Origin of the sequence: Streptococcus mitis, assembly GCF_946188695.1 — a bacterium.
Lineage (GTDB): Bacteria > Bacillota > Bacilli > Lactobacillales > Streptococcaceae > Streptococcus > Streptococcus mitis_DF.
The window spans coordinates 22,936-47,508 of record NZ_CAMHWI010000003.1 but is presented as its reverse complement, the minus strand read 5'-3'; the positions used below and the strand labels follow the sequence as shown (position 1 = coordinate 47,508).

The following is a 24,573-nucleotide window of genomic DNA, read 5'->3' as shown; positions in this document are numbered from 1 at the left end:
GATCAAAGAAAAAAGGATAGCCTCTCTGCGATGAGATGTTATCCTTTTTGATTTTAAAACTATTGCAAATTAACTTTGTTTCTCAAAATATAGTAGGTTCCGAGGTAAAAGATAGCTATGAAAATGAGTTCTTCAATAATGCCTATGCTTGCTCCCATATAGAAATTGTCATTAAATCCTGCAAGTGAATTGACATAGAAGTTAGTACTGGTATTGAAGAAGACTTCAATAAATCCAATGACGACTAGGATTCCAATGTAGGCTACAATAGCGAGTGCTGTACGGTATTCATTGAACAGTTGTCCAATAGAAATGGCCAAGTAAATGCAGAGGATTCCTGAGATTGTACTAAGCAGGAAGGCTGCCCCCATAAGAGAGAGTTGAGGAAGGTATGTTCCTACAAGTGGAATCAACTCAGAATTTGATATCCATTCTGGAACCGTTATAGTCACAATAAGAAAAGCACTTAGAGCCAGTACAGCCGAGCTAAGGATAGACCAGATGAAGGCTCCGACTAATTTAGCAGTGATGATATAGTGCTCAGAAACTGGCAAGGTCAAAGTCAGATAGCCTTGTCGGTCATAGACACTACCTTTGAAGCGTTTAATGATTAAGAAAAGAGTTGAAATCCCCAGTGTAATTATCAAGCCACCAAAGACGAGAGCCAGAAAGATAAATAGGAAAGGTTGGCTATCTTTGAAAGATACATAAGAATAGTAGTGTCCTTGCATTCCTATGGGGACGGAAAGGACTAGAACAGCAGCGTAGAGGGCTAAATACCACTTGTTAACATTTTTAAATTCGTAGCGAACTAAATTCCAAAACATAATAATCTCCTTTGCTTAGGCCTTAAATTCCTGACGGAAGAGCTGGTCAATGGATTCACCAGACTCATAGCGAATATCATCTACATTGCCTTGACGGACGACTTTACCGTCTTTGAGAAAGACAATTTCATCCAAGATTGGCTCAATATCAGAAATCAAGTGGGTAGAAATCAAAACGGTAGAAGTTGGGGAGTAGTTGTTGATAATGGTATTGAGGATATACTCACGGGCTGCTGGGTCCACTCCACCAATGGGTTCGTCTAGAACGTAGAGGCGGGCATCACGGCTCATAACCAAAATCAGTTGTACCTTTTCCTTATTCCCTTTTGATAATTTCTTGAGACGACTATTTTCATCAATGCCGAGGTCTTCAAGTAGATGATGGGCGCGTTCAAGATTGAAATCTTTATAGAAGGTCTTGAAGTAGGTTAGGGCTTCTTTGACCTTCATTTGTTCATTGAGATAGGTTGTATCCGGCAAATAAGCTACGATAGCCTTGGTTGCTGGGCTTGGGTCCATATCGTTGATAAGGACGCGTCCTTGATCTGGTTGTAAGAGGCCATTGATTAGTTTAATCAGGGTTGTTTTTCCTGAGCCGTTTGGGCCAAGGAGACCAACAATTTTTCCAGCTGGAATGTCAAGAGAAACATTTTCAAGGGCTGGTGTTGCTCCATAAGATTTGGATACATTTTCAAATGCTAGTAATGACATAGGCTTAAACTCCTTTAATATAATCACCGACTACGCCTGGTAGTTCTTCTTTTTCATAGCCGAAATGGGTCATGGAGGAAACGAAGTGTTCCAATTCTTCTTCTGATAATTGTTTGCGCGATTGGGCGATCAGTTCTTTATCCTCAGTCACAAATCGTCCAGTTGTTCGCTTGCTGTAAACAAATCCTTCTCGTTCGAGGTCTGACAAGGCTCTTTGGATGGTGTTGGGATTGACACCAGCCTCGCTCGCCAGCTCTCTCACAGTTGGAAGTTGTTGATTGGGTTCCAGCGTATGGGAAACAATCTGAAGCTTGATTTTCTCCATAATCTGTAAATAGATGGGTTTTTTGTTGTCAAATGTCCAGGACATCTTGGTCTCCTTTCTTTTATCCTTTTGTCTTAATTAAATAATACAATAAAACAAAAAACTTGTCAAGCAAAAAGAAGAATTGTTTTGGGAATCGCTTAAAAAATGGTATAATGAAAAGAAAACGATAAGGAGGGAAAGGATGCGTTGTCCAAAATGTGGGGCTACCAAGTCAAGTGTTATCGATAGTCGCCAAGCAGAAGAAGGGAACACTATTCGTAGAAGACGTGAGTGCGACGAATGCCAGCACCGTTTTACAACCTACGAACGAGTAGAAGAAAGAACCTTAGTGGTTGTTAAAAAAGATGGCACACGGGAACAATTCTCCAGAGATAAAATCTTTAATGGGATTATCCGCTCAGCCCAGAAACGTCCTGTGTCAAGTGATGAAATCAACATGGTAGTCAATCGTATCGAACAGAAACTCCGTGGTCGAAATGAAAATGAAATTCAAAGTGAGGACATTGGTTCACTCGTCATGGAGGAATTGGCTGAACTGGACGAGATTACTTATGTACGTTTTGCCAGTGTCTATCGTAGTTTTAAGGATGTCAGTGAGTTAGAGAGCCTGCTCCAACAAATCACCCAGTCCTCTAAAAAGAAAAAGGAAAGATAAATGAAGCCAATTGACCGTTTTTCTTATCTAAAGAATAATCGGGTGTCGCAAGATACCTCATCTCTGGTACAGTGCTACCTCCCGATTATCGGTCAGGAGGCACTGAGCCTTTATCTTTATACGATTAGTTTTTGGGATAATGGCAGAAAGGAATACCTCTTTTCAAGCATTCTCAATCATCTCAATTTTGGGATGGATAGACTTTTAAAATCCTTGAAAATCCTATCTGCTTTTAATCTCTTGACCCTCTATCAAAAGGGTGATACCTATCAGATAGTTATCCATGCTCCTCTTTCAAGTCAGGATTTCTTGAAACATCCTGTTTATCGCAGACTTTTGGAGAAAAAGATTGGCGATGCAGCGGTGGAGGATTTGAAACTTGAAAATACGGAGGGAGAAGAAATACCTGTCTCACTCAATCAAGTCTTTCCAGACTTGGCAGAACTGGGAAGTCAAGAAGACCTTGGTCTCAAGAAGAAAGTGGCCAACGATTTTGACTTAGACCATTTTCGTCAGCTGATGGCTCGAGATGGGCTTCGTTTTGCGGATGAGCAGTCCGATGTTTTGAACTTATTTGCTATTGCTGAGGAGAAGAAATGGACTTGGTTTGAGACCTATCAATTGGCCAAGTCGACAGCTGTTTCCCAGGTCATTTCAACCAAACGCATGCGGGAAAAAATTGCTCAAAAACCAGTTTCCTCTGACTTTAATCCTAAGGAAACGACCATTATCAAAGAAGCCAAAAGTAAAACGGCCTTGCAGTTCTTGGCAGAAATCAAGCAAACACGCAAGGGGAACATTACCCAAACAGAAAGAGAACTCTTGCAACAGATGGCTGGCTTGGGCTTGCTGGATGAAGTCATCAATATCATTCTCTTGTTGACCTTTAATAAGGTAGATTCGGCAAATATCAATGAGAAATATGCCATGAAGGTAGCCAATGACTATGCCTATCAAAAGATTCATTCGGCAGAAGAGGCAGTCTTGCGCATCCGTGAACGTGGGCAGAAGAGTCAGGCTCAAAAAAGCAGTAATCCCAGTCCTACCAAGTCCAATGTACCCAAGTGGAGCAATCCAGATTATAAGAATGAAACCAGCGAGGAAACTCGTCTGGAATTAGAACGTAAGAAACAAGAACTATTAGCTCGATTAGAAAAAGGAGGAGATTAGATGGAAAGTGTCGGAGACGTACTCAAACGTCAACCTAGCCGTTTTCATTATCAAGATTTGGTCCAGAAAATCATGAAGGATCCTGATGTTGTGGCCTTTATCCAGCAAGAATCCCTTACTCCAGAGGAATTGAATCGCAGTATCTCCAAGTTTAATCAGTACATCACCGAGCGTGACAAGTTTCTTCGTGGGGATACGGATTATATTGCCAAAGGTTATAAGCCTATTTTGGTCATGAACCATGGCTATGCGGATGTTTCTTATGAAGAAACTCCTGAACTAATCGCAGCGGAAAAAGAAGCGGCTATTAAGAACCGTCTCAAGTTAATCAATCTGCCAGCCAGTCTCAAGAAAGCTAGTTTGGCTCAAGTCGACTTGGATGATTTGGGTCGCTTGCCAGTTTTTGAAAAGCTATTAGCCTTCGTAGAGCAATATCCAGCTATTCGAAAAGGTCTTTATTTATATGGAGACTTTGGTGTGGGGAAAAGTTTCATGGTGGCTGCCTTAGCCCATGATTTATCAGAAAAACGTGGTGTTTCATCAACTCTCCTCCACTATCCTAGCTTTGTCATTGATGTCAAAAATGCTATCGGTGATGGCAATGTCAAGACCTTGGTGGATGAGATTAAGCTGTCTGAAGTCCTGATTTTAGATGATATTGGTGCCGAGCAATCAACAGCTTGGGTGCGGGATGAAATCCTGCAAGTCATTCTCCAATATCGGATGCAGGAAAACTTACCGACCTTTTTCACTTCCAACTTCAACTTTGAAGACTTGGAGCTGCATTTCGCTAAAGGGAAGCATGGAAATGACGAAACCTGGGAAGCTAGACGGGTCATGGAACGCATCCGTTATTTGGCTGAGGAGACTCGTTTAGAAGGAGTGAACCGTCGATGACAGAAACGATTAAACTGATGAAAGCTCATAAGTCTGTGCGAAGATTTAAGGAGCAAGTCATCCCTCAGAAGGACTTGACTGAAATCCTGACAGCAGCTCAGATGGCCTCGTCTTGGAAGAATTTTCAATCCTACTCTGTGATTGTGGTACGAAGTCAAGAAAAGAAAGATGTCTTGTATGAATTGGTGCCTCAAGAAGCTATTCGCCAGTCTGCTGTTTTCCTTCTCTTTGTCGGAGATTTGAACCGAGCAGAAAAGGGAGCCCGACTTCATACTGACACCTTCCAACCTCAAGGTGTAGAAAGTCTCTTAATTAGTTCGGTCGATGCGGCTCTTGCTGGTCAAAATGCCCTGCTGACAGCTGAAAGTTTGGGCTATGGTGGTGTTATCATTGGCTTGGTTCGTTACAAGTCAGAAGAAGTGGCAGAGCTCTTTAACCTGCCTGACTACACCTACCCTGTCTTTGGGATGGCACTGGGTCTTCCAAATGAAGAACATGAAGTTAAACCTCGCTTGCCATTGAATCAAGTGGTATTTGAGGAAGAATATCAGGAACAGACAGTTGATGTGATTGAGGCTTATGACCGTGTACAGGCTGACTATGCTGGGGCGCGTGCGACCACAAGTTGGAGTCAACGCCTAGCAGAACAGTTTGGTCAAACTGAACCAAGCTCAACTAGAAAAAATCTTGAACAGAAAAAGTTATTGTAGAAAGTGAGAAATTATGGCCCTACCAACTATTGCCATTGTAGGACGTCCCAATGTTGGGAAATCAACCCTATTTAATCGGATCGCTGGTGAGCGAATCTCCATTGTAGAAGATGTTGAAGGAGTGACACGTGACCGTATCTATGCGACGGGTGAGTGGCTCAATCGCTCTTTTAGCATGATTGATACAGGAGGAATCGATGATGTCGATGCTCCGTTCATGGAACAAATCAAGCACCAGGCAGAAATTGCCATGGAAGAAGCAGATGTTATCGTCTTTGTCGTGTCTGGTAAGGAAGGAATTACCGATGCGGACGAATACGTGGCCCGTAAGCTTTATAAGACCCATAAACCAGTTATCCTCGCAGTTAACAAGGTGGACAACCCTGAGATGCGAAATGATATCTATGATTTCTATGCTCTCGGTTTGGGTGAACCACTGCCTATCTCATCTGTCCATGGTATCGGTACAGGGGATGTGCTAGACGCTATTGTAGAAAATCTTCCAAATGAATATGAAGAAGAAAATCCAGATGTGATTAAGTTTAGCTTGATTGGTCGTCCTAACGTCGGAAAATCAAGCTTGATCAATGCTATTTTGGGAGAAGATCGTGTCATTGCCAGTCCCGTTGCTGGAACCACTCGTGACGCCATTGATACCCACTTTACAGATACAGATGGCCAAGAGTTTACCATGATTGATACGGCTGGTATGCGCAAGTCTGGTAAGGTTTATGAAAATACCGAGAAGTACTCTGTCATGCGTGCCATGCGTGCTATTGACCGTTCAGATGTGGTCTTGATGGTCATCAATGCGGAAGAGGGTATCCGTGAATACGACAAGCGTATCGCTGGATTTGCCCATGAAGCTGGTAAAGGAATGATTATCGTGGTCAACAAGTGGGATACACTTGAAAAAGACAACCATACTATGAAAAACTGGGAAGAAGATATTCGTGAGCAGTTCCAATACCTGCCTTACGCACCGATTATCTTTGTATCAGCCTTGACTAAGCAACGACTCCACAAGCTTCCTGAGATGATTAAGCAAATCAGCGAAAGTCAAAATACACGTATCCCATCAGCTGTCTTGAACGATGTCATTATGGATGCCATTGCCATCAACCCAACACCGACAGACAAAGGAAAACGCCTTAAGATTTTCTACGCGACCCAAGTGGCAACTAAACCACCAACCTTTGTTATCTTTGTCAACGAAGAAGAACTTATGCACTTTTCTTACCTACGTTTTTTGGAAAATCAAATCCGCAAGGCCTTTGTCTTTGAAGGAACACCGATTCATCTCATCGCAAGAAAACGTAAATAAAAAAGCAGAATCTGGAATGACATTTCCAGATTTTTTTGATAGAATGAAGATAAAGAAAGCGCTGTCAAATCGAGAGGGGCTGGTGATGAAACATTTGTTTAAATTGATAATCTTATTTCCCTGGTTTTACTTTTTCAGCTGGATTGAAAAGGCCGATAGAGATAGTAAATTTTTCCCAATTTTTTACTATTTTTACTGGTTTTACATCCCCCTCTATGCTCTTTTTAGCCTTGCTTGGACAGTTATTTCAGTTCTGTTTTTCAATATCGTCTTGAGAAATGTGACAGATATCAAGTTATGGGGCATTTGGTTTCTTTTTATTCTGCTAGCTATTGGTCTGAATAGGTTAACTTATTTCTGTTTCAAAAAAATGCTTCGCTTGAGACGGGAGCTAGGGAAGTCTAAAGGAGGCAAGCATTGATTTATACTCTTCGAAAATCTCTTCAAACCACGTCAACGTCGCCTTGCCGTACTCAAGTACAAGTTTCCTAGTTTGCTCTTTGATTTTCATTGAGTATTATATTACTTTCTATTTGTAGGAGGTGGCTTATGAAGATTCCTCTCTTAACTTTGGCAAGGCATAAATTTGTTTATGTCTTGCTTACTTTGATTTTTCTTGCTTTGGTTTATCGTGATTTTTTGATGACTTATTTCTTTTTTGATATTCATGCGCCTGACCTAGCCCAATTCGATGGACAAGCAATTAAAAATGACTTATTAAAATCAGCTTTAGATTTTCGTATTCTCCAGTTCAACTTAGGTTTTTATCAATCATTTATTATTCCAATTATCATTTCTTTACTAGGTTTTCAATACATTCAGCTGAAAAATAAAGTTTTACGATTGAGTATTGGAAGAGAAGTGAGTTATCAACGGTTAAAAAGAAAGTTGACTCTTCAACTTGCAAGTATCCCTTGTGTGATATATTTAGTGACTGTGCTGATAATTGCAATCATAACCTATTTCTTTGGGACTTTTTCGCCTCTGGAATGGAATTCTTTATTTTCTGATGGAAGTAGTTTACAAATGCTCTTGGATGGAGAGATAAAAAGTTATCTATTTTTTATAGGTGTCCTTCTAATCGGTATCTTCATCAATACGGTCTATTTTTTAAAAATAGTTGATTATTTAGGGAATGTGACTCGTTCGGCAATCGCCTATTTGATGTTTCTTTGGCTTGGTTCTATGTTACTCTATAGTATCTTGCCATACTATATGGTTCCTATGACGAGTTTGATGCAATCTAGCTATGGAGATGTAAGTTTGATGAAACTCTTTACTCCTTACATCCTTTACATCGTCTCTTATATGGTGCTTGAAAAATATGAAGATAATGTTTAAGAATTTTAACAATATTTGGCTAAAGAGAAAGATCGTTTTACTACTTCGTATAGTTCTGATGATGATTTTGATCAACTATCTATTGTCAATAGCGGTTCAAAAGCAGGATGTTTTTCTCTTTTTCAAGAGGGAATTGATTTCAATCTTTTCCTATAATGACTATTCTGAAGCGAATTTAGAAATCCCCAAACTCTTGTTAAACCTTTCGCTTTTCATGGTAGGATGGCTCTCTGTCATTTTGCTTGAAAGTGATTTGGCAGACCATTACCATCACTTGATTCGCTATCAATCAACCTCCTTTTTCGATTATACAAGGAAACGATTGGTTCTTATTTCTAAATTTTTTACTCAAGATTTAGTTGTCTGGTTTCTTGGTTTACTTCCTCTAGGAATTCATTTTAAAACAGTTGCTCTCTTCTTTTTACTTGCTCAGTTAATGATGTTGTATTTGTTACTGTCTTATCTGATAGCACTTATTAGTGTAGGCGCTGGCTTTTCGTTTTTTCTATACTTTTTAGCATTTGTGGGACAAGAATGGATGATGGATCATATTGTAATAGTATATTTAGGACTCTTAACTCTATTAGTTATTTTGATTGCTAGTCGGTTAGAAGAGTCGTTTAAGAAAGGATAAACGATGAGACTTGAAATTATAAACGGACAGAAAAATTACGGGAAAAGACCTATTTTAAATGAGTTAAATCTGGTCTTTCAATCAGGAAATATTTACGGTCTTAAAGGTGATAATGGATCTGGTAAGACAGTTCTTTTAAAGATACTTGCTGGTTATATTAAGCTTGATAAAGGAAAAGTTCTTCAAGACGGGAAAGTCTACGGGATAAAAAATCATTATATTCAGGATGCAGGGATTTTAATTGAAAAAGTCGAGTTTTTATCTCATTTATCTCTGAGAGAAAATTTGCGATTGTTAAGGTATTTTTCATCTGACATTACTGAAAAAAGAATTGCCGATTGGATCCAATATTATGATTTAAAGGAATTTGAAGACGTTGAGTACCGTCATTTATCCCTAGGAACGAAGCAAAAAATGGCCTTGATTCAAGCCTTTATTGCCGAACCATCTATACTCTTTCTCGATGAACCTATGAATGCTTTAGATGAGAAGAGTGTGGGGTTAACCAAACAGGTCATTTTATCTTATCTGAAAAAAGAAAATGGTTTGGTTATCCTGACGTCGCACATATCGGAAGATATTTCAGATCTTTGTACAGAGGTATTATTTGTCGAGAATGGGCATATACAGTATTCAAAAGATATACAAGCTTAGGAGGTAGCTTATGGCACATCTAAAATCATTTATTACACGCTATTCCAAGGTCTATATTGGTTTAGTTCTGTTGATCTGGATTGCTTTCTTCTTTCTTCCTTGGGGCAGTCCGATTCTGGGGGGAAAGATTGACCTCCTCAGTATGCAGAAAGTCTTGCTAGTTTTTGGTATTCTGTCTATTTTGATGGCCTTGCTGTCCAAGAAAGTCAGTCTCTTTGTTTTTGGACTTATCTGCTGTCTTTCTCTTTGGATTAATCTATTTATCCTATTTGCCATTTTGCCGATTTTTGGCAATTAAAGTATCATAAAAGTCAGAGAGGTTAGCTTGGAAACTAGCCTCTTTTTCCTTTTCAAAATGGGGATTCTTCCTTGAAAATAATCAGTAATTGTGCTAAAATTAAAAGAACATTCTAAAATATTCGGAATTTAAAGTAAGGAAAAACATGGCTAATATTTTAAAAACAATTATCGAAAATGATAAAGGAGAAATCCGTCGTCTGGAAAAGATGGCCGACAAAGTTTTCAAATACGAAGACCAAATGGCTGCTTTGACTGACGACCAACTAAAAGCAAAAACAGTTGAATTTAAAGAACGTTATCAAAATGGAGAATCTCTGGATTCATTGCTTTATGAAGCATTTGCGGTTGTCCGTGAAGGTGCCAAACGTGTCCTAGGACTCTTCCCATATAAGGTTCAGGTCATGGGGGGAATCGTTCTTCACCATGGTGACGTGCCAGAGATGCGTACAGGGGAAGGGAAAACCTTGACTGCGACTATGCCCGTATACCTCAATGCCCTTTCAGGCAAAGGGGTCCACGTAGTTACGGTCAATGAATACCTGTCAGAACGTGACGCGACTGAGATGGGTGAATTGTACTCATGGCTTGGTTTGTCAGTAGGGATTAACTTGGCTGCTAAATCTCCAATGGAGAAAAAAGAAGCCTATGAGTGTGATATTACATACTCAACCAACTCAGAAATCGGATTTGACTACCTTCGTGACAACATGGTCGTTCGTGCTGAAAACATGGTACAACGTCCGCTCAACTATGCCTTGGTCGATGAGGTTGACTCAATCTTGATTGACGAAGCCCGTACGCCATTGATCGTATCAGGTGCTAATGCAGTTGAAACTAGTCAGCTCTACCACATGGCAGACCACTATGTAAAATCTTTGGATAAAGACGACTACATCATCGATGTGCAGTCTAAGACTATTGGTTTGTCTGATTCAGGTATTGACAAGGCTGAAAGCTACTTCAAGCTTGAAAATCTCTATGACATCGAAAACGTAGCTCTGACTCACTTTATCGATAACGCCCTTCGTGCCAACTATATCATGCTTCTCGATATTGACTATGTGGTGAGCGAAGAGCAAGAAATCTTGATCGTTGACCAATTTACAGGTCGTACCATGGAAGGTCGTCGTTATTCTGATGGATTGCACCAAGCTATTGAAGCTAAAGAAGGTGTGCCAATTCAGGATGAAACCAAGACATCTGCCTCAATCACTTACCAAAACCTTTTCCGTATGTACAAGAAATTGTCTGGTATGACAGGTACAGGTAAGACTGAGGAAGAAGAATTCCGTGAAATTTACAACATTCGTGTTATTCCAATCCCAACCAACCGTCCTGTTCAACGTATTGACCACTCAGACCTTCTTTATGCAAGTATCGAGGCTAAGTTTAAGGCGGTTGTCGAAGACGTTAAGGCTCGTTACCAAAAAGGTCAGCCTGTCTTGGTTGGTACAGTAGCGGTTGAAACCAGTGACTACATTTCTAAGAAATTAGTCGCAGCTGGCGTTCCTCACGAAGTCTTGAATGCCAAAAACCACTATAAAGAAGCCCAAATCATTATGAATGCTGGTCAACGTGGTGCTGTTACCATTGCGACTAACATGGCCGGTCGTGGTACCGACATCAAGCTTGGTGAAGGGGTTCGTGAATTGGGTGGACTTTGTGTGATTGGTACAGAACGTCATGAAAGCCGTCGTATCGATAACCAGCTTCGTGGACGTTCAGGTCGTCAAGGAGATCCAGGTGAGTCACAATTCTACCTATCTCTTGAAGATGATTTGATGAAACGTTTTGGTTCTGAACGCTTGAAGGGAATCTTTGAACGCTTGAACATGTCTGAAGAGGCGATTGAGTCTCGTATGTTGACACGTCAGGTTGAGGCAGCGCAAAAACGTGTTGAAGGAAATAACTACGATACCCGTAAACAAGTCCTTCAATACGATGACGTCATGCGTGAACAACGTGAAATTATCTACGCTCAACGTTACGACGTTATCACTGCAGATCGTGACTTGGCACCTGAAATTCACTCTATGATCAAACGCACGATTGGTCGTGTCGTTGATGGTCATGCGCGTGCCAAACAAGATGAAAAACTAGAGGCAATTTTGAACTTTGCTAAGTACAACTTGCTTCCAGAAGATTCGATTACGATGGAAGATTTGTCTGGCTTGTCTGATAAGGCCATCAAGGAAGAGCTCTTCCAACGTGCCTTGAAGGTTTACGATAGTCAGGTTTCAAAATTACGCGATGAAGAAGCAGTTAAAGAGTTCCAAAAAGTCTTGATTCTACGAGTGGTAGATAACAAGTGGACAGATCATATCGATGCCCTCGATCAATTGCGTAACGCGGTTGGACTTCGTGGTTATGCTCAGAACAACCCTGTTGTTGAGTATCAGGCAGAAGGTTTCCGTATGTTTAATGATATGATTGGTTCGATTGAGTTTGATGTGACACGCTTGATGATGAAAGCACAAATTCATGAACAAGAAAGACCACAAGCAGAACACCATATCAGTACAACAGCGACTCGCAATATCGCTGCCCACCAAGCAAATATGCCAGAAAATCTGGATTTGAGCCAGATTGGACGGAATGAACTTTGCCCATGTGGTTCTGGTAAGAAGTTTAAAAACTGTCACGGTAAAAGACAATAAAATGAGATAGTTTAGAGGCGGATACCTTGTGAAAAGTAAATTTTTACTTGGTATCCGTTTGATTTATAAGGAGATGAGTTATGGTATTTACAGCAAAAAGTCCTAAAATTAATATTGAAGAAGTTCGTGCCTTATCAAAATTAGAAGGCCAAGCTTTGGAGAGAAAATCACAGCGCGATCAAGAGCTAGAAGCCATTATACGTGGAGAAGACCAGCGGATTCTCTTGGTAATCGGGCCATGCTCATCTGACAATGAAGAAGCTGTTCTTGAGTACGCTAAACGTTTGGCAGCTTTGCAAGAAGAAGTAGCAGACCGTATCTTTATGGTTATGCGTGTTTACACTGCCAAACCTCGTACCAACGGAGATGGCTATAAGGGCTTGATTCACCAGCCTAACGCGACAGAAGCGCCTAGTCTTATAAATGGAATCAAAGCCGTTCGCCATCTTCATTATCGTGTCATCACGGAAACAGGTATGACTACTGCTGATGAAATGCTTTATCCTGAAAATCTTCCGCTTGTAGATGATTTGATTTCTTACATGGCGGTTGGTGCCCGTTCAGTTGAAGACCAGCAACACCGCTTTGTGGCAAGTGGGGCAGATTTCGCGACTGGTTTTAAAAATCCAACCTCTGGAAATCTCAATGTCATGTTTAATGGGATTTATGCTGCTCAAAACAAACAAAGCTTCCTTTTCTTAGGAAAAGAAGTGGAAACAACTGGGAACCCGCTTTCCCACGCCATTCTTCGTGGTGCTCTTAATGAGTATGGTAAGAATATTCCTAACTACTACTATGATAATTTGATGGATACCATTGCCCAGTATGAGAAAATGGGCTTGGAAAATCCCTTTATCATTGTGGACACCAATCATGACAACTCTGGTAAGCAATATATGGACCAGATTCGAATTGTCCGCCAGACCTTGATTAATCGTGATTGGAATGAAAAAATCAAGCAGTACGTTCGTGGCTTTATGATTGAGTCTTATCTAGTAGACGGCCGTCAAAACGAACCGGAAGTATTTGGCAAGTCTATCACAGACCCTTGCCTAGGCTGGGAAAATACAGAAGCCCTTGTCAGAGAAATCTACCAAACGCTAGGAGAATAAGATGGCATTTATTGAAAAAGGTCAAGAAATCGATATTGAAGCAATCAAGGCAGAAACCCAATTGTCTGCGGAAGCCTTGCGACTAAAGGAGCGCCGTGATAGAGAATTGGCAGACATTATTTCAGGAGAAGATGACCGTATCCTTTTGGTGATTGGTCCTTGCTCTTCTGATAATGAAGAGGCTGTCTTGGAATATGCTCGCCGTTTATCCGCCTTGCAGAAGAAGGTGGCGGACAAGATTTTCATGGTTATGCGTGTTTATACTGCTAAACCTCGCACCAACGGAGATGGCTATAAAGGTTTGGTTCACCAACCAGATACTTCTAAGGCTCCAAGCCTGATTAACGGCTTGCAGGCTGTGCGCCAGTTGCACTACCGCGTGATTACAGAGACTGGTTTGACAACGGCAGATGAGATGCTTTATCCGTCAAATCTGGTCTTGGTAGATGATTTGGTCAGCTACCATGCTGTTGGGGCTCGTTCTGTGGAAGACCAAGAGCACCGCTTTGTGGCTTCAGGGATTGATGCACCAGTAGGGATGAAAAATCCAACCTCTGGAAATCTTGGGGTTATGTTTAACGGTATTTATGCTGCTCAAAACAAACAAACCTTCCTCTTCCATGGCCAAGAAGTTGAGACTTCAGGAAATCCCTTGGCTCACGTCATCCTTCGTGGAGCAGTTAATGAATATGGGAAAAATGAGCCTAACTTTTACTATGAAACCCTGCTAAATGCTATTGAGCGCTATGAAACCATGGGACTTGAAAATCCCTTTATCCTCATTGACACAAACCATGATAATTCTGGCAAGCAATATATGGAGCAGATTCGAATTGTTCGTCAGACCTTGCAAAATCGTGATTGGAATGAGAAGATTAAAAAGACAGTTCGAGGCTTTATGATTGAATCTTACCTAGCAGATGGTCGTCAAAATCAACCAGAGGTCTTTGGTTGCTCCATTACCGACCCTTGCCTAGGTTGGGAAAATACAGAGGCCTTGGTAGAAGAAATCTATGCTACCTTGACAAAATAAGTGAAAAGGATGGAGTTGGGGAATCTCAACTCCTTTTGATGAGAATGATAGTTGGACACGGAATTGACATCGAAGAATTGGCTTCGATAGAAAGCGCAGTTACACGACATGAAGGATTTGCCAAGCGCGTGCTGACAGCTAAGGAAATGGAGCGATTTAACAGTCTTAAAGGGCGCAGACAAATCGAATATTTGGCAGGTCGCTGGTCGGCTAAGGAGGCCTTTTCCAAGGCCATGGGAACTGGTATTGGCAAGCTCGGTTTTCAGGATTTGGAAATCTTGAATAATGAACGCGGGGCGCCTTATTTTAGTCAGACACCATTTTCAGGAAAGATTTGGCTGTCTATCAGCCACACAGATCAGTTTGTGACAGCCAGTGTCATTTTGGAGGAAAATCATGAAAGCTAGTCCACATAGACCAACTAAGGCTCTGATTCATTTGGGAGCTATTCGACACAATATTCAGCAAATGGGGGCTCATATCCCTGAAGGAACGCTCAAATTTGCAGTGGTCAAGGCTAATGCCTATGGGCATGGGGCTGTTGCTGTTGCGACGGCTATTCAAGATGATGTAGATGGTTTTTGCGTTTCGAATATTGATGAGGCCATTGAACTCAGACAGGCTGGACTCAGCAAACGAATCCTCATTTTAGGAGTTTCTGAAATCGAAGCTGTTTCTCTTGCTAAAGAATACGACATCACCTTGACAGTAGCTGGATTGGAGTGGATTCAAGCACTCTTAGATAGGGAAGCAGATCTATCAGGTTTGACAGTCCACCTCAAGATTGACTCAGGAATGGGACGGATTGGTTTTCGAGAGGCTCGAGAGGCTGAGCAGGCTCAAAATTTACTCCAACAACACGGTGCTGGTGTTGAAGGAATCTTTACCCACTTTGCGACTGCTGATGAAGAGTCAGATGACTACTTTAATGAGCAGTTGGAACGGTTTAAAACTATTTTAGCTAGTATGAAAGGTCTTCCAGAGCTGGTTCATGCCAGTAATTCGGCAACGACCCTTTGGCATGCAGAGACTATTTTCAATGCGGTCCGTATGGGAGATGCTATGTATGGTCTTAATCCTAGCGGAGAGGTTTTGGACTTGCCTTATTATTTGACACCAGCCTTGACCTTGCAATCTGCCCTGGTCCATGTCAAGACAGTTCCAGCTGGAGCTTGCATGGGCTACGGAGCTACCTATCAGGCGGACAGCGAGCAAGTCATCGCGACCGTACCGATCGGCTATGCGGATGGATGGACACGAGACATGCAAAATTTCGCTGTCTTGGTAGATGGCCAAGCTTGCCCAATCGTTGGGCGGGTTTCTATGGACCAAATCACCATTCGTCTGCCTAAGACTTATCCCTTAGGAACAAAAGTCACCCTCATTGGTTCTAATGGGGGCAAGGAGATCACAGCTACTCAGGTAGCGACCTACCGTGGAACTATTAACTATGAAGTGGTTTGTCTCCTCAGCGATCGCATTTCGAGAGAATATTATTAAAGAAGAAAGGAGTGGAGCATGAATCTACATCAATCCTTGCATGTCTTACCTGGTGTGGGACCAAAGTCAGCAGAAAAATACGCCAAATTAGGAATTGAAAACTTGCAAGACCTCTTGCTCTACTTTCCTTTCCGTTATGAAGACTTCAAAACCAAGCAAGTATTGGAACTAGAGGACGGGGAGAAGGCAGTCCTATCTGGTCAAGTCGTGACTCCTGCCAGTGTCCAGTATTATGGTTTTAAGCGTAATCGCCTGCGTTTTAGCCTCAAGCAGGGAGAAGTTGTTTTTGCGGTAAATTTCTTTAACCAGCCCTATCTAGCAGATAAGATAGAGTTGGGAGCAACCCTTGCTGTCTTTGGAAAATGGGACCGCGCCAAGGCTAGCCTGACAGGGATGAAGGTTCTGGCTCAGGTGGAAGATGACCTCCAACCTGTCTATCGCTTGGCTCAGGGAATCAGTCAGGCCAGTCTGGTCAAAGTTATCAAGACAGCCTTTGATCAGGGACTGGATCTCTTGATAGAGGAAAATCTTCCCCAGTCTTTGCTCGATAAATACAAACTCATGTCCCGTTGTCAGGCAGTTCGTGCTATGCATTTCCCCAAGGATTTGGCAGAATACAAGCAAGCCATTCGCCGTATTAAATTTGAGGAACTCTTTTATTTCCAAATGCAATTGCAGACGCTCAAGTCTGAAAATAGAGTTCAGGGAAGTGGTCTGGTCCTGAATTGGTCTCAGGAAAAAGTGACAGCAGTCAAAGAAAGGCTGCCTTTTGTCCTGACCACAGCTCAGGAAAAGAGTTTGCAGGAAATTTTGACCGACATGAAGTCGGACCACCACATGAATCGTCTCCTACAAGGGGATGTGGGGAGTGGAAAAACGGTAGTCGCTGGTTTGGCTATGTTTGCGGCAGTGACAGCTGGCTACCAATCAGCCCTCATGGTACCGACAGAAATCCTTGCAGAGCAACACTTTGAGAGTTTACAGAACCTCTTTCCAGACTTGAAACTGGCTCTTTTGACAGGTTCCTTGAAAGCTGCAGAAAAGAGAGAAGTCTTGGAGACTATTGCCAAGGGTGAGGCTGATTTGATTATCGGAACCCACGCTCTGATTCAGGATGGGGTAGATTATGCTCGTCTGGGCTTGATTATCATCGATGAGCAGCACCGATTTGGTGTAGGGCAAAGGCGTGTTTTGAGAGAAAAAGGCGACAATCCAGATGTACTCATGATGACAGCGACTCCCATACCACGAACCTTGGCCATCACAGCCTTTGGCGATATGGATGTTTCCATTATCGACCAGATGCCAGCAGGGCGGAAGCCTATTGTGACTCGCTGGATCAAACATGAGCAATTACCTCAGGTCTTGACTTGGTTAGAGGGGGAAATTCAAAAAGGTTCTCAAGCCTATGTCATCTCTCCCTTGATTGAAGAATCAGAAGCTCTAGATCTGAAAAATGCTATTGCCTTATCAGAGGAGTTGACAGCTCATTTTGGAGGCAAGGCAGAAGTGGCTCTTTTACATGGTAAGATGAAGAGTGATGAAAAAGACCATATTATGCAGGAGTTCAAAGAACGAAAAACGGATATTCTGGTTTCGACAACGGTTATCGAGGTTGGGGTTAATGTTCCAAATGCGACAGTTATGATTATCATGGATGCCGATCGCTTCGGTCTCAGCCAGCTTCACCAGCTTAGAGGTCGTGTGGGTCGGGGAGACAAGCAGTCCTATGCGGTTCTCGTTGCCAATCCCAAGACGGATTCTGGGAAAGACCGCATGCGTATCATGACAGAAACCACCAATGGATTTGTCCTTGCGGAAGAAGATTTGAAAATGCGTGGTTCAGGTGAGATTTTTGGAACCAGACAGTCAGGTCTCCCAGAGTTCCAAGTGGCTGATATTATCGAAGATTTTCCGATTTTAGAAGAAGCCAGAAAGGTTGCTAGCTACATTAGTTCGATAGAAGGCTGGCAAGAGGATCCAGAATGGCGCATGATTGCCCTTCATTTGGAAAAGAAAGAACATTTAGATTAAGCTTTCTTTAGGGAAAACTTAAGCTAGCTTTCAGGTTTGACCCTTATACTAGAGTCATCAAAAAGAAACGAGGACTCTCATATGACAGTAACGATTAAAGTAAATTACCAAACCACTTTCCAAAAGAAAGAAGCAAAAAATTAAGATTGAACAGGAGAAAAAGGGCGGAGATGCTCTTTTTTCGTTTTTAAAAGCACAATTTATTGAATCTAAAATAGCACATTGCGGATTCTAAAAAAATTCTAGAAATTATAGTAGATTGAATCCGAAATAGTCCACCGAGTTTTCTAAAACGTTGCTAGAAATTAGCTTGAATTCCGCAATCAATTTGTTCAGTTTTTATTTCATTTAACTATAATTTGACTTTCCTAATTTCTTTGTTCATATCTTATTTCAATACACTATATCTTACTATTTCAGAGCCCACATCTAGCATAACTAAAAAACAGATTCTTCCATCTATTACGGAAAAATCTGTCATTGATTTAATGATTTACAAAAACTCCAACCACGGCTTGAGAGCCTTATTTTTGCTGGTTTCTCTATATTTTTTAGTTCTTATTTATGATGCTTTTTCAATAGTTCTTCAAACTCAGAGACAGTCATACTCAACTGTTGACTGGCAACTTCAGAAGGCAAAAGACCTTGACGGACTAGATTTAGTAGCATAGACAAACTTCCTTCAACTTTTCCACGCTCCAGTCCCTGTTCAAGACCACGTTCCAACCCCTGTTCAATCCCTTCTGCCCTAGCAGTTTCCAAGGCATAATCATGAGCCAATAATGCCTGTTCTTCACGCATACGTAGTTGACTAAACATTTTCCTGTCCTCCTCGGACCAGCTCTTGTAGTCTAGCAGTTGGTCTGCCTGGCTGATGGCTCGCTCGGGTTCCTGAGTAAAGGGTTTATTCCCAAAAAACTCCAACCATGGTTTGCGAACCTCGTCTTTGCTGGTTTCTCTGTATTTTTTTAGTTCCAAGAATGCCATCTTGACTAAGTGGTTTTCTTGACCGTTATTTGTGATGGTCTTAATCTTTCAATAACGCCTCAAACTCAGCGACAGTCATGCCCAATTGATCACTTGCAAATTCGGAAGTTAAAACATGTTGGCGTACCATATCCAGAAATGCAAAAAGTTTCCCTTCTTCCCTTCCTTCAACTTTCCCACGCTCAAGACCACGTTCCAACCCCTGTTCAATCCCTTCTGCCCTAGCAGTTTCCAAGGCATAATCATGAGCCAATAATGCCTGTTCTTCACGCATACGTAGTTGACTAAACATCTTCCTGTCCTCCTCGGACCAGCTCTTGTAATCTAGCAGTTGGTCTGCTTGGCTGATGGCTCGCTCGGGTTCTTGAGTAAAGGGCTTATTACCAAAAAACTCCAACCACGGTTTACGAACCTCGTCTTTGCTGGTTTCTCTGTATTTTTTTAATTCCAAAAATGCCATCTTGACCAGATGGTTTTCTTGTCCATTATTTGTGATAGTTAAGACCTCACCTGTCGTATCCTCTCGCATGCTAAAGCTATGAAAAGCCAGGTCATCTGAGAAATAATTACTATCCACAATAGCGATTGTGTAAACAGGAGCGATATGCTTGTAACTCTGGTGGGTGTCACCTTCACGTTGGCGAATTTTCTCAAGATTCTGATTGACCTGACTACATAGATAAGCCCACAAGCGATTGATGAAAAAATTCTGATGATGTACTTGTATTTCGATAATAACCTGTGTTCCATTGTCCAACTCTGCCAAAACGTCTATACTAGTGTAAAAATCCTGAGCCGAGTAGGGCAGGGAAGGTAAGACATGAATATTGCTCCCCTCCAAAATGGTCACATTTTTGGCTGGCAAGTCCAGCATATCGCGAATAAATTGACAAGTGATTTCTGGATTGCTAAAGATTTTCTTAGCAACCAAGTCATTGGTTGGGCTGATGCCCGGATGTCTTAAAATCATCCATTTCCTCCTTCTATTATACCATAGTTTGAAATCTAATTTTGTTAGATTCGATGGTTCTATCTATTTATTCGGAAAAAAGCGTAACTTTTCAAAGTAACTTCCATCTCTCTCCCAAAACTGGAAATTAGTTTTAGAAGTTACCCAATGAAAATCAAAGAGCAAACTAGGAAACTAGCCGCAGGCTGTACTTGAGTACTGCAAGGCAACGTTGACGTGGTTTGAAGAGATTTTCTAAGAGTATAAGATAGATGACTTCTCTGAAACTACTTTCAGAAACAGCTGTTCTATAAAATACTTTTGAAACTGTAATCTATCCTACTACAAAGTATTGAAAGCGCTTCATAAATGATATATAATCAACTCATAAGAACAAAGAAAAGGAGGAAAGAGGATGCCACAGATTACTAAAGAAGCTTTGATTGCACAAATCAAAGATGGAATCATCGTTTCTTGTCAGGCCCTTCCTCACGAACCGCTTTATACAGAAGCGGGAGGAGTCATTCCCTTGCTGGTCAAAGCGGCTGAGCAAGGTGGAGCAGTCGGTATCCGAGCAAACAGTGTTCGCGATATCAAGGAAATCAAGGAGGTTACCAACCTTCCAATCATTGGGATAATTAAACGAGATTATCCACCACAAGAACCCTTCATCACTGCTACTATGAAAGAAGTTGATGAATTGGCAGAACTGGACATCGAGGTGATTGCTCTGGATTGTACCAAGCGTGAACGCTATGATGGTTTGGAGATCCAAGAGTTCATTCGTCAGGTTAAGGAGAAATATCCTAACCAGCTCTTGATGGCTGATACAAGTACTTTCGAGGAAGGATTGGCAGCTGTTGAAGCAGGAATTGACTTTGTCGGAACAACCTTATCAGGATACACGTCTTACAGTCCAAAAGTGGATGGTCCCGATTTTGAATTAATCAAAAAACTCTGTGATGCCGGTGTAGATGTCATTGCAGAAGGGAAAATTCATACACCAGAACAAGCCAAACAAATCCTGGGATACGGAGTGCGAGGCATCGTTGTTGGTGGCGCCATTACTAGACCAAAAGAGATTACAGAACGCTTTGTTGCTGGTCTTAAATAACAAATAAAGAAAGGGGGATTGAGTATGATTATCACTAAAATCAGTCGTTTAGGAACTTATGTGGGAGTCAATCCACATTTTGCAACATTAATAGATTTTCTAGAAAAAACAGGACTAGAAAATTTAACAGAAGGTCCGATTGATATCGATGGTGATCGATTGTTTGGAAATTGCTTTACTTATCTAGCAGACGGTCAAGCAGGAGCCTTCTTTGAAACTCACCAAAAATATTTGGATATTCATTTAGTTTTGGAAAACGAAGAAGCCATGGCTGTTACGTCGCCGGAAAATGTAAGCGTTACCCAAAAATATGATGATGAGAAAGATATTGAATTATACACAGGGGAAGTGGAACAGTTAGTTCATTTGAGAGCTGGCGAATGCCTCATCACTTTTCCAGAAGATTTACATCAACCGAAGGTTCGTATAAATGATGAACCTGTGAAAAAAGTTGTCTTTAAAGTTGCGATTTCTTAATGTAGAAAGGGAAGAACAATGAAAAAAATGAGAAAGTTTTTATGTCTAGCTGGAGTTGCGCTAGCAGCCGTTGCCTTGGTAGCTTGTTCAGGAAAGAAAGAAACTACAGCTGACACTGAACCGCCGACAGAATTATCTGGTGAGATTACAATGTGGCACTCCTTTACTCAAGGACCACGTTTAGAAAGTATTCAAAAATCAGCAGATGCTTTCATGCAAAAGCATCCAAAAACGAAAATCAAGATTGAAACATTCTCTTGGAATGACTTCTATACTAAATGGACTACAGGTTTAGCAAATGGAAATGTGCCAGATATCAGTACAGCCCTTCCTAACCAAGTAATGGAAATGGTAAACTCAGATGCTTTGGTTCCACTAAACGATTCTATCAAGCGTATTGGACAGGATAAATTTAACGAAACTGCCTTAAATGAAGCAAAAATCGGGAATGATTACTACTCTGTTCCTCTTTATTCACATGCACAAGTCATGTGGGTTAGAACAGATTTGTTAAAAGAACATAATATTGAGGTTCCTAAAACTTGGGATCAACTCTATGAAGCTTCTAAAAAATTGAAAGAAGCTGGAGTTTATGGCTTATCTGTTCCGCTTGGAACAAATGACTTAATGGCAACACGTTTCTTGAACTTCTACGTACGTAGTGGTGGTGGAAGTCTCTTAACAAAAGATCTTAAAGCAGATTTGACAAGTCAACTTGCTCAAGATGGTATTAAATACTGGGTTAAAATGTATAAAGAAATTTCACCTCAAGATTCTTTGAACTTTAATGTCCTTCAACAAGCTACCTTGTTCTATCAAGGAAAAACAGCATTTGACTTTAACTCTGGCTTCCATATTGGAGGAATTAATGCCAACAGTCCTCAATTGATTGATTCGATTGATGCTTATCCTATTCCAAAAATCAAAGAATCTGATAAGGACCAAGGAATTGAAACCTCAAACATTCCAATGGTTGTTTGGAAAAATTCAAAACACCCAGAAGTTGCTAAAGCATTCTTAGAATCACTTTATAACGAAGAAGACTACGTTAAATTCCTTGATTCAACTCCAGTAGGTATGTTGCCAACTATTAAGGGGATTAGCGATTCTGCAGCCTATAAAGAAAATGAAACTCGTAAGAAATTTAAACATGCTGAAGAAGTAATTACTGAAGCTGTTAAAAAAGGTACTGCTATTGGTTATGAAAATGGACCAAGTGTACAAGCTGGTATGTTGACTAACCAACACATTATTGAACAAATGTTCCAAGATATCATTTCAAATGGAACAGATCCTATGAAAGCAGCAAAAGAAGCAGAAAAACAATTAAACGATTTATTTGAGGCTGCTCAGTAGATGTAAAAGACTAGAAAATAGGTGGGCTAGTGAGCTGAAAAGCCCTAGCCCAATCTTGTAAAAGAAGGGAGAAGGAGAATGGTTAAAGAACGTAATTTAACTCGCTGGATATTTGTTTTGCCAGCTATGATTATCGTAGGATTACTCTTTGTTTATCCGTTTTTCTCGAGTATTTTTTATAGCTTTACCAATAAGCATTTGATTATGCCTAATTATAAATTTGTTGGTTTAGCTAACTATAAAGCTGTGCTATCAGATCCCAACTTCTTTAATGCGTTCTTTAATTCAATTAAGTGGACCGTTTTCTCATTAGTTGGTCAAGTTTTAGTAGGATTTGTATTGGCTTTAGCTCTTCACAGAGTACGCCACTTCAAGAAATTATATAGGACCTTATTGATTGTTCCTTGGGCATTTCCTACAATCGTTATTGCCTTTTCTTGGCAGTGGATTCTAAACGGAGTTTATGGCTACTTACCTAATCTAATCGTAAAATTAGGTTTAATGGAACATACGCCTGCATTTTTGACAGATAGTACATGGGCATTCCTATGTTTGGTGTTTATCAACATTTGGTTTGGAGCGCCGATGATTATGGTTAATGTGCTTTCAGCTTTGCAAACAGTACCAGAAGAACAATTTGAGGCTGCTAAGATAGATGGTGCTTCAAGTTGGCAAGTGTTCAAATTTATCGTTTTTCCACATATTAAAGTGGTTGTAGGGCTTCTAGTTGTTTTGAGAACTGTATGGATCTTTAATAACTTTGACATTATCTACCTAATTACAGGTGGTGGACCAGCCAATGCTACAACGACGCTTCCAATTTTTGCCTACAACCTAGGTTGGGGAACTAAATTGTTGGGTCGTGCTTCAGCAGTTACAGTATTGCTCTTTATCTTCTTGGTGGCAATTTGCTTTATCTACTTTGCTATCATCAGTAAGTGGGAAAAGGAGGGTAGAAAATAATGAAGAAGAAATCCGGTATTTATTTAGATATTCTCTCACATGTACTCTTGATTGGTGCGACCATTGTTGCAATTTTCCCATTGGTATGGATTATTATATCTTCTGTCAAAGGTAAAGGGGAATTAACTCAGTATCCAACACGATTTTGGCCTGAACAATTTACATTGGATTATTTCACTCATGTTATCAACGATTTGCACTTTATTGATAACATTCGAAACAGTTTAATCATTGCCTTAGCTACAACTGTTATTGCGATTATTATTTCTGCTATGGCAGCTTATGGTATTGTTCGATTCTTCCCTAAATTGGGAGCAATCATGTCGAGATTACTTGTCATTACCTACATTTTCCCACCAATTTTGTTAGCAATTCCCTATTCAATTGCCATTGCTAAAGTTGGGTTAACAAATAGTTTATTTGGCTTGATGATGGTTTATCTATCTTTTAGTGTTCCATATGCAGTTTGGCTCTTAGTTGGATTTTTCCAAACAGTTCCAATTGGAATTGAAGAAGCAGCTCGAATTGATGGTGCAAATAAATTTGTTACGTTTTATAAAGTTGTGCTACCGATTGTAGCACCAGGTATTGTAGCAACAGCTATTTATACATTTATCAATGCTTGGAATGAATTCTTGTATGCTTTGATCTTGATTAATAATACAGGAAAGATGACAGTAGCAGTAGCTCTTAGATCTCTTAACGGTTCAGAAATTTTAGACTGGGGAGATATGATGGCAGCATCTGTTATTGTAGTTCTTCCATCAATAATTTTCTTCTCTATCATCCAAAATAAAATTGCAAGTGGATTATCAGAAGGATCTGTGAAGTAGACGAAAG

At 40.7% G+C, this 24,573-nt stretch carries 25 protein-coding genes and 1 pseudogene; 21 read left to right on the top strand and 5 right to left on the bottom strand.

What is annotated here, in order from left to right; all coding sequences use genetic code 11:
• Nucleotides 1–59: 59 nt before the first annotated feature.
• The 3 genes from N8L33_RS02400 to N8L33_RS02390 are packed head-to-tail and all read right to left on the bottom strand — an operon-like array spanning nt 60 to nt 1,908.
• A complete protein-coding gene (locus N8L33_RS02400) occupies nt 60–827 on the bottom strand; it encodes a hypothetical protein (RefSeq protein ID WP_261058288.1) in 768 nt (255 codons plus the stop codon).
• A 15-nt stretch (nt 828–842) separates the two neighbouring features.
• Nucleotides 843–1,538, bottom strand: coding sequence for an ABC transporter ATP-binding protein (locus N8L33_RS02395; protein ID WP_261058287.1), 696 nt, complete (start codon nt 1,536–1,538; stop codon nt 843–845).
• A gap of 4 nt (nt 1,539–1,542) precedes the next feature.
• The gene (locus tag N8L33_RS02390; RefSeq protein ID WP_000119149.1) at nt 1,543–1,908 is read right to left on the bottom strand and encodes a GntR family transcriptional regulator; all 366 of its coding nucleotides are present in this window, start codon (nt 1,906–1,908) and stop codon (nt 1,543–1,545) included.
• A 139-nt stretch (nt 1,909–2,047) separates the two neighbouring features.
• On the opposite strand from N8L33_RS02390, the gene nrdR reads away from it, so the two are divergent.
• The 16 genes from nrdR to recG all read left to right on the top strand — a co-directional run bounded on the left by nrdR (nt 2,048) and on the right by recG (nt 17,887).
• Nucleotides 2,048–2,521, top strand: a complete 474-nt coding sequence (gene nrdR, locus N8L33_RS02385) for a transcriptional regulator NrdR (RefSeq protein WP_001203672.1) — start codon at nt 2,048–2,050, stop codon at nt 2,519–2,521.
• Entirely contained in the window at nt 2,522–3,691 is a 1,170-nt protein-coding gene (locus N8L33_RS02380) for a replication initiation and membrane attachment family protein (protein WP_261058286.1), read from the top strand.
• Entirely contained in the window at nt 3,692–4,588 is an 897-nt protein-coding gene (gene dnaI / locus N8L33_RS02375) for a primosomal protein DnaI (protein WP_261058282.1), read from the top strand.
• Nucleotides 4,585–5,298 carry an NADPH-dependent oxidoreductase gene (locus N8L33_RS02370; RefSeq protein WP_261058280.1) on the top strand — a complete coding sequence of 238 codons (714 nt, stop codon included), beginning with the start codon at nt 4,585–4,587 and terminating at the stop codon, nt 5,296–5,298. The genes dnaI and N8L33_RS02370 overlap by 4 nt, the downstream gene beginning before the upstream one ends.
• A gap of 13 nt (nt 5,299–5,311) precedes the next feature.
• Nucleotides 5,312–6,622 (top strand): ribosome biogenesis GTPase Der, encoded by a 1,311-nt coding sequence (gene der / locus N8L33_RS02365; protein WP_001207696.1) that lies wholly within the window; start codon nt 5,312–5,314, stop codon nt 6,620–6,622.
• A gap of 85 nt (nt 6,623–6,707) precedes the next feature.
• On the top strand, nt 6,708–7,043 hold the full coding sequence (locus N8L33_RS02360; protein ID WP_033677744.1) for a hypothetical protein: 336 nt from the start codon (nt 6,708–6,710) through the stop codon (nt 7,041–7,043).
• A 128-nt stretch (nt 7,044–7,171) separates the two neighbouring features.
• On the top strand, nt 7,172–7,963 hold the full coding sequence (locus N8L33_RS02355) for a hypothetical protein (protein ID WP_261058279.1): 792 nt from the start codon (nt 7,172–7,174) through the stop codon (nt 7,961–7,963).
• Nucleotides 7,956–8,597, top strand: coding sequence for a hypothetical protein (locus N8L33_RS02350; protein WP_261058332.1), 642 nt, complete (start codon nt 7,956–7,958; stop codon nt 8,595–8,597). Before N8L33_RS02355 ends, N8L33_RS02350 begins: the two co-directional genes overlap by 8 nt.
• Before the next feature lie 3 nt (nt 8,598–8,600).
• Nucleotides 8,601–9,251, top strand: a complete 651-nt coding sequence (locus N8L33_RS02345) for an ABC transporter ATP-binding protein (protein ID WP_261058278.1) — start codon at nt 8,601–8,603, stop codon at nt 9,249–9,251.
• A gap of 10 nt (nt 9,252–9,261) precedes the next feature.
• Nucleotides 9,262–9,549: a hypothetical protein gene (locus N8L33_RS02340; RefSeq protein ID WP_261058277.1), complete on the top strand. Its 288-nt coding sequence runs from the start codon at nt 9,262–9,264 to the stop codon at nt 9,547–9,549.
• 145 nt (nt 9,550–9,694) lie between these two features.
• A complete protein-coding gene (secA, locus tag N8L33_RS02335) occupies nt 9,695–12,208 on the top strand; it encodes a preprotein translocase subunit SecA (protein ID WP_261058275.1) in 2,514 nt (837 codons plus the stop codon).
• A gap of 80 nt (nt 12,209–12,288) precedes the next feature.
• Complete coding sequence (locus N8L33_RS02330) at nt 12,289–13,320, top strand: 3-deoxy-7-phosphoheptulonate synthase (RefSeq protein ID WP_261058273.1); 1,032 nt, start codon at nt 12,289–12,291, stop codon at nt 13,318–13,320.
• Nucleotide 13,321: 1 nt separating this feature from the next.
• Nucleotides 13,322–14,353: a 3-deoxy-7-phosphoheptulonate synthase gene (locus tag N8L33_RS02325; protein ID WP_000864042.1), complete on the top strand. Its 1,032-nt coding sequence runs from the start codon at nt 13,322–13,324 to the stop codon at nt 14,351–14,353.
• Nucleotides 14,354–14,397: 44 nt separating this feature from the next.
• Nucleotides 14,398–14,760, top strand: coding sequence for a holo-ACP synthase (gene acpS, locus N8L33_RS02320; RefSeq protein ID WP_261058271.1), 363 nt, complete (start codon nt 14,398–14,400; stop codon nt 14,758–14,760).
• The gene (gene alr / locus N8L33_RS02315; protein ID WP_261058269.1) at nt 14,750–15,853 is read left to right on the top strand and encodes an alanine racemase; all 1,104 of its coding nucleotides are present in this window, start codon (nt 14,750–14,752) and stop codon (nt 15,851–15,853) included. Before acpS ends, alr begins: the two co-directional genes overlap by 11 nt.
• Before the next feature lie 18 nt (nt 15,854–15,871).
• Nucleotides 15,872–17,887 (top strand): ATP-dependent DNA helicase RecG, encoded by a 2,016-nt coding sequence (gene recG, locus N8L33_RS02310; RefSeq protein WP_261058267.1) that lies wholly within the window; start codon nt 15,872–15,874, stop codon nt 17,885–17,887.
• Nucleotides 17,888–18,445: 558 nt separating this feature from the next.
• Here the strand turns inward: recG and N8L33_RS02305 are convergent.
• Together N8L33_RS02305 and N8L33_RS02300 are read right to left on the bottom strand one after the other, a co-directional pair.
• A pseudogene (locus N8L33_RS02305) lies at nt 18,446–18,922 on the bottom strand (Rpn family recombination-promoting nuclease/putative transposase); the annotation flags it as partial.
• A complete protein-coding gene (locus N8L33_RS02300; protein WP_261058263.1) occupies nt 18,915–19,844 on the bottom strand; it encodes an Rpn family recombination-promoting nuclease/putative transposase in 930 nt (309 codons plus the stop codon). The pseudogene N8L33_RS02305 and the gene N8L33_RS02300, both read right to left, overlap by 8 nt.
• A 394-nt stretch (nt 19,845–20,238) precedes the next feature.
• Here N8L33_RS02300 and N8L33_RS02295 point away from each other — a divergent pair, with 394 nt between their 5' ends.
• The 5 genes from N8L33_RS02295 to N8L33_RS02275 all read left to right on the top strand — a co-directional run bounded on the left by N8L33_RS02295 (nt 20,239) and on the right by N8L33_RS02275 (nt 24,566).
• Complete coding sequence (locus N8L33_RS02295) at nt 20,239–20,937, top strand: N-acetylmannosamine-6-phosphate 2-epimerase (protein WP_001135679.1); 699 nt, start codon at nt 20,239–20,241, stop codon at nt 20,935–20,937.
• Between the two features lie 24 nt (nt 20,938–20,961).
• Nucleotides 20,962–21,414 carry a YhcH/YjgK/YiaL family protein gene (locus N8L33_RS02290; RefSeq protein WP_223330393.1) on the top strand — a complete coding sequence of 151 codons (453 nt, stop codon included), beginning with the start codon at nt 20,962–20,964 and terminating at the stop codon, nt 21,412–21,414.
• A gap of 18 nt (nt 21,415–21,432) precedes the next feature.
• Nucleotides 21,433–22,770 (top strand): ABC transporter substrate-binding protein, encoded by a 1,338-nt coding sequence (locus N8L33_RS02285; protein ID WP_223330392.1) that lies wholly within the window; start codon nt 21,433–21,435, stop codon nt 22,768–22,770.
• Nucleotides 22,771–22,848: 78 nt separating this feature from the next.
• Nucleotides 22,849–23,733 carry a carbohydrate ABC transporter permease gene (locus N8L33_RS02280; RefSeq protein WP_000237988.1) on the top strand — a complete coding sequence of 295 codons (885 nt, stop codon included), beginning with the start codon at nt 22,849–22,851 and terminating at the stop codon, nt 23,731–23,733.
• Nucleotides 23,733–24,566 carry a carbohydrate ABC transporter permease gene (locus N8L33_RS02275; protein ID WP_000730332.1) on the top strand — a complete coding sequence of 278 codons (834 nt, stop codon included), beginning with the start codon at nt 23,733–23,735 and terminating at the stop codon, nt 24,564–24,566. The genes N8L33_RS02280 and N8L33_RS02275 overlap by 1 nt, the downstream gene beginning before the upstream one ends.
• The last annotated feature ends 7 nt before the right edge of the window (nt 24,567–24,573 follow it).

Coding starts and splice junctions, on each gene's coding strand:
- N8L33_RS02400 (WP_261058288.1), bottom strand. CDS start 827: ATGTTTTGGAATTTAGTTCGCTACGAATTTAAAAATGTTAACAAGTGG.
- N8L33_RS02395 (WP_261058287.1), bottom strand. CDS start 1,538: ATGTCATTACTAGCATTTGAAAATGTATCCAAATCTTATGGAGCAACA.
- N8L33_RS02390 (WP_000119149.1), bottom strand. CDS start 1,908: ATGTCCTGGACATTTGACAACAAAAAACCCATCTATTTACAGATTATG.
- nrdR (WP_001203672.1), top strand. CDS start 2,048: ATGCGTTGTCCAAAATGTGGGGCTACCAAGTCAAGTGTTATCGATAGT.
- N8L33_RS02380 (WP_261058286.1), top strand. CDS start 2,522: ATGAAGCCAATTGACCGTTTTTCTTATCTAAAGAATAATCGGGTGTCG.
- dnaI (WP_261058282.1), top strand. CDS start 3,692: ATGGAAAGTGTCGGAGACGTACTCAAACGTCAACCTAGCCGTTTTCAT.
- N8L33_RS02370 (WP_261058280.1), top strand. CDS start 4,585: ATGACAGAAACGATTAAACTGATGAAAGCTCATAAGTCTGTGCGAAGA.
- der (WP_001207696.1), top strand. CDS start 5,312: ATGGCCCTACCAACTATTGCCATTGTAGGACGTCCCAATGTTGGGAAA.
- N8L33_RS02360 (WP_033677744.1), top strand. CDS start 6,708: ATGAAACATTTGTTTAAATTGATAATCTTATTTCCCTGGTTTTACTTT.
- N8L33_RS02355 (WP_261058279.1), top strand. CDS start 7,172: ATGAAGATTCCTCTCTTAACTTTGGCAAGGCATAAATTTGTTTATGTC.
- N8L33_RS02350 (WP_261058332.1), top strand. CDS start 7,956: ATGTTTAAGAATTTTAACAATATTTGGCTAAAGAGAAAGATCGTTTTA.
- N8L33_RS02345 (WP_261058278.1), top strand. CDS start 8,601: ATGAGACTTGAAATTATAAACGGACAGAAAAATTACGGGAAAAGACCT.
- N8L33_RS02340 (WP_261058277.1), top strand. CDS start 9,262: ATGGCACATCTAAAATCATTTATTACACGCTATTCCAAGGTCTATATT.
- secA (WP_261058275.1), top strand. CDS start 9,695: ATGGCTAATATTTTAAAAACAATTATCGAAAATGATAAAGGAGAAATC.
- N8L33_RS02330 (WP_261058273.1), top strand. CDS start 12,289: ATGGTATTTACAGCAAAAAGTCCTAAAATTAATATTGAAGAAGTTCGT.
- N8L33_RS02325 (WP_000864042.1), top strand. CDS start 13,322: ATGGCATTTATTGAAAAAGGTCAAGAAATCGATATTGAAGCAATCAAG.
- acpS (WP_261058271.1), top strand. CDS start 14,398: ATGATAGTTGGACACGGAATTGACATCGAAGAATTGGCTTCGATAGAA.
- alr (WP_261058269.1), top strand. CDS start 14,750: ATGAAAGCTAGTCCACATAGACCAACTAAGGCTCTGATTCATTTGGGA.
- recG (WP_261058267.1), top strand. CDS start 15,872: ATGAATCTACATCAATCCTTGCATGTCTTACCTGGTGTGGGACCAAAG.
- N8L33_RS02300 (WP_261058263.1), bottom strand. CDS start 19,844: ATGATTTTAAGACATCCGGGCATCAGCCCAACCAATGACTTGGTTGCT.
- N8L33_RS02295 (WP_001135679.1), top strand. CDS start 20,239: ATGCCACAGATTACTAAAGAAGCTTTGATTGCACAAATCAAAGATGGA.
- N8L33_RS02290 (WP_223330393.1), top strand. CDS start 20,962: ATGATTATCACTAAAATCAGTCGTTTAGGAACTTATGTGGGAGTCAAT.
- N8L33_RS02285 (WP_223330392.1), top strand. CDS start 21,433: ATGAAAAAAATGAGAAAGTTTTTATGTCTAGCTGGAGTTGCGCTAGCA.
- N8L33_RS02280 (WP_000237988.1), top strand. CDS start 22,849: ATGGTTAAAGAACGTAATTTAACTCGCTGGATATTTGTTTTGCCAGCT.
- N8L33_RS02275 (WP_000730332.1), top strand. CDS start 23,733: ATGAAGAAGAAATCCGGTATTTATTTAGATATTCTCTCACATGTACTC.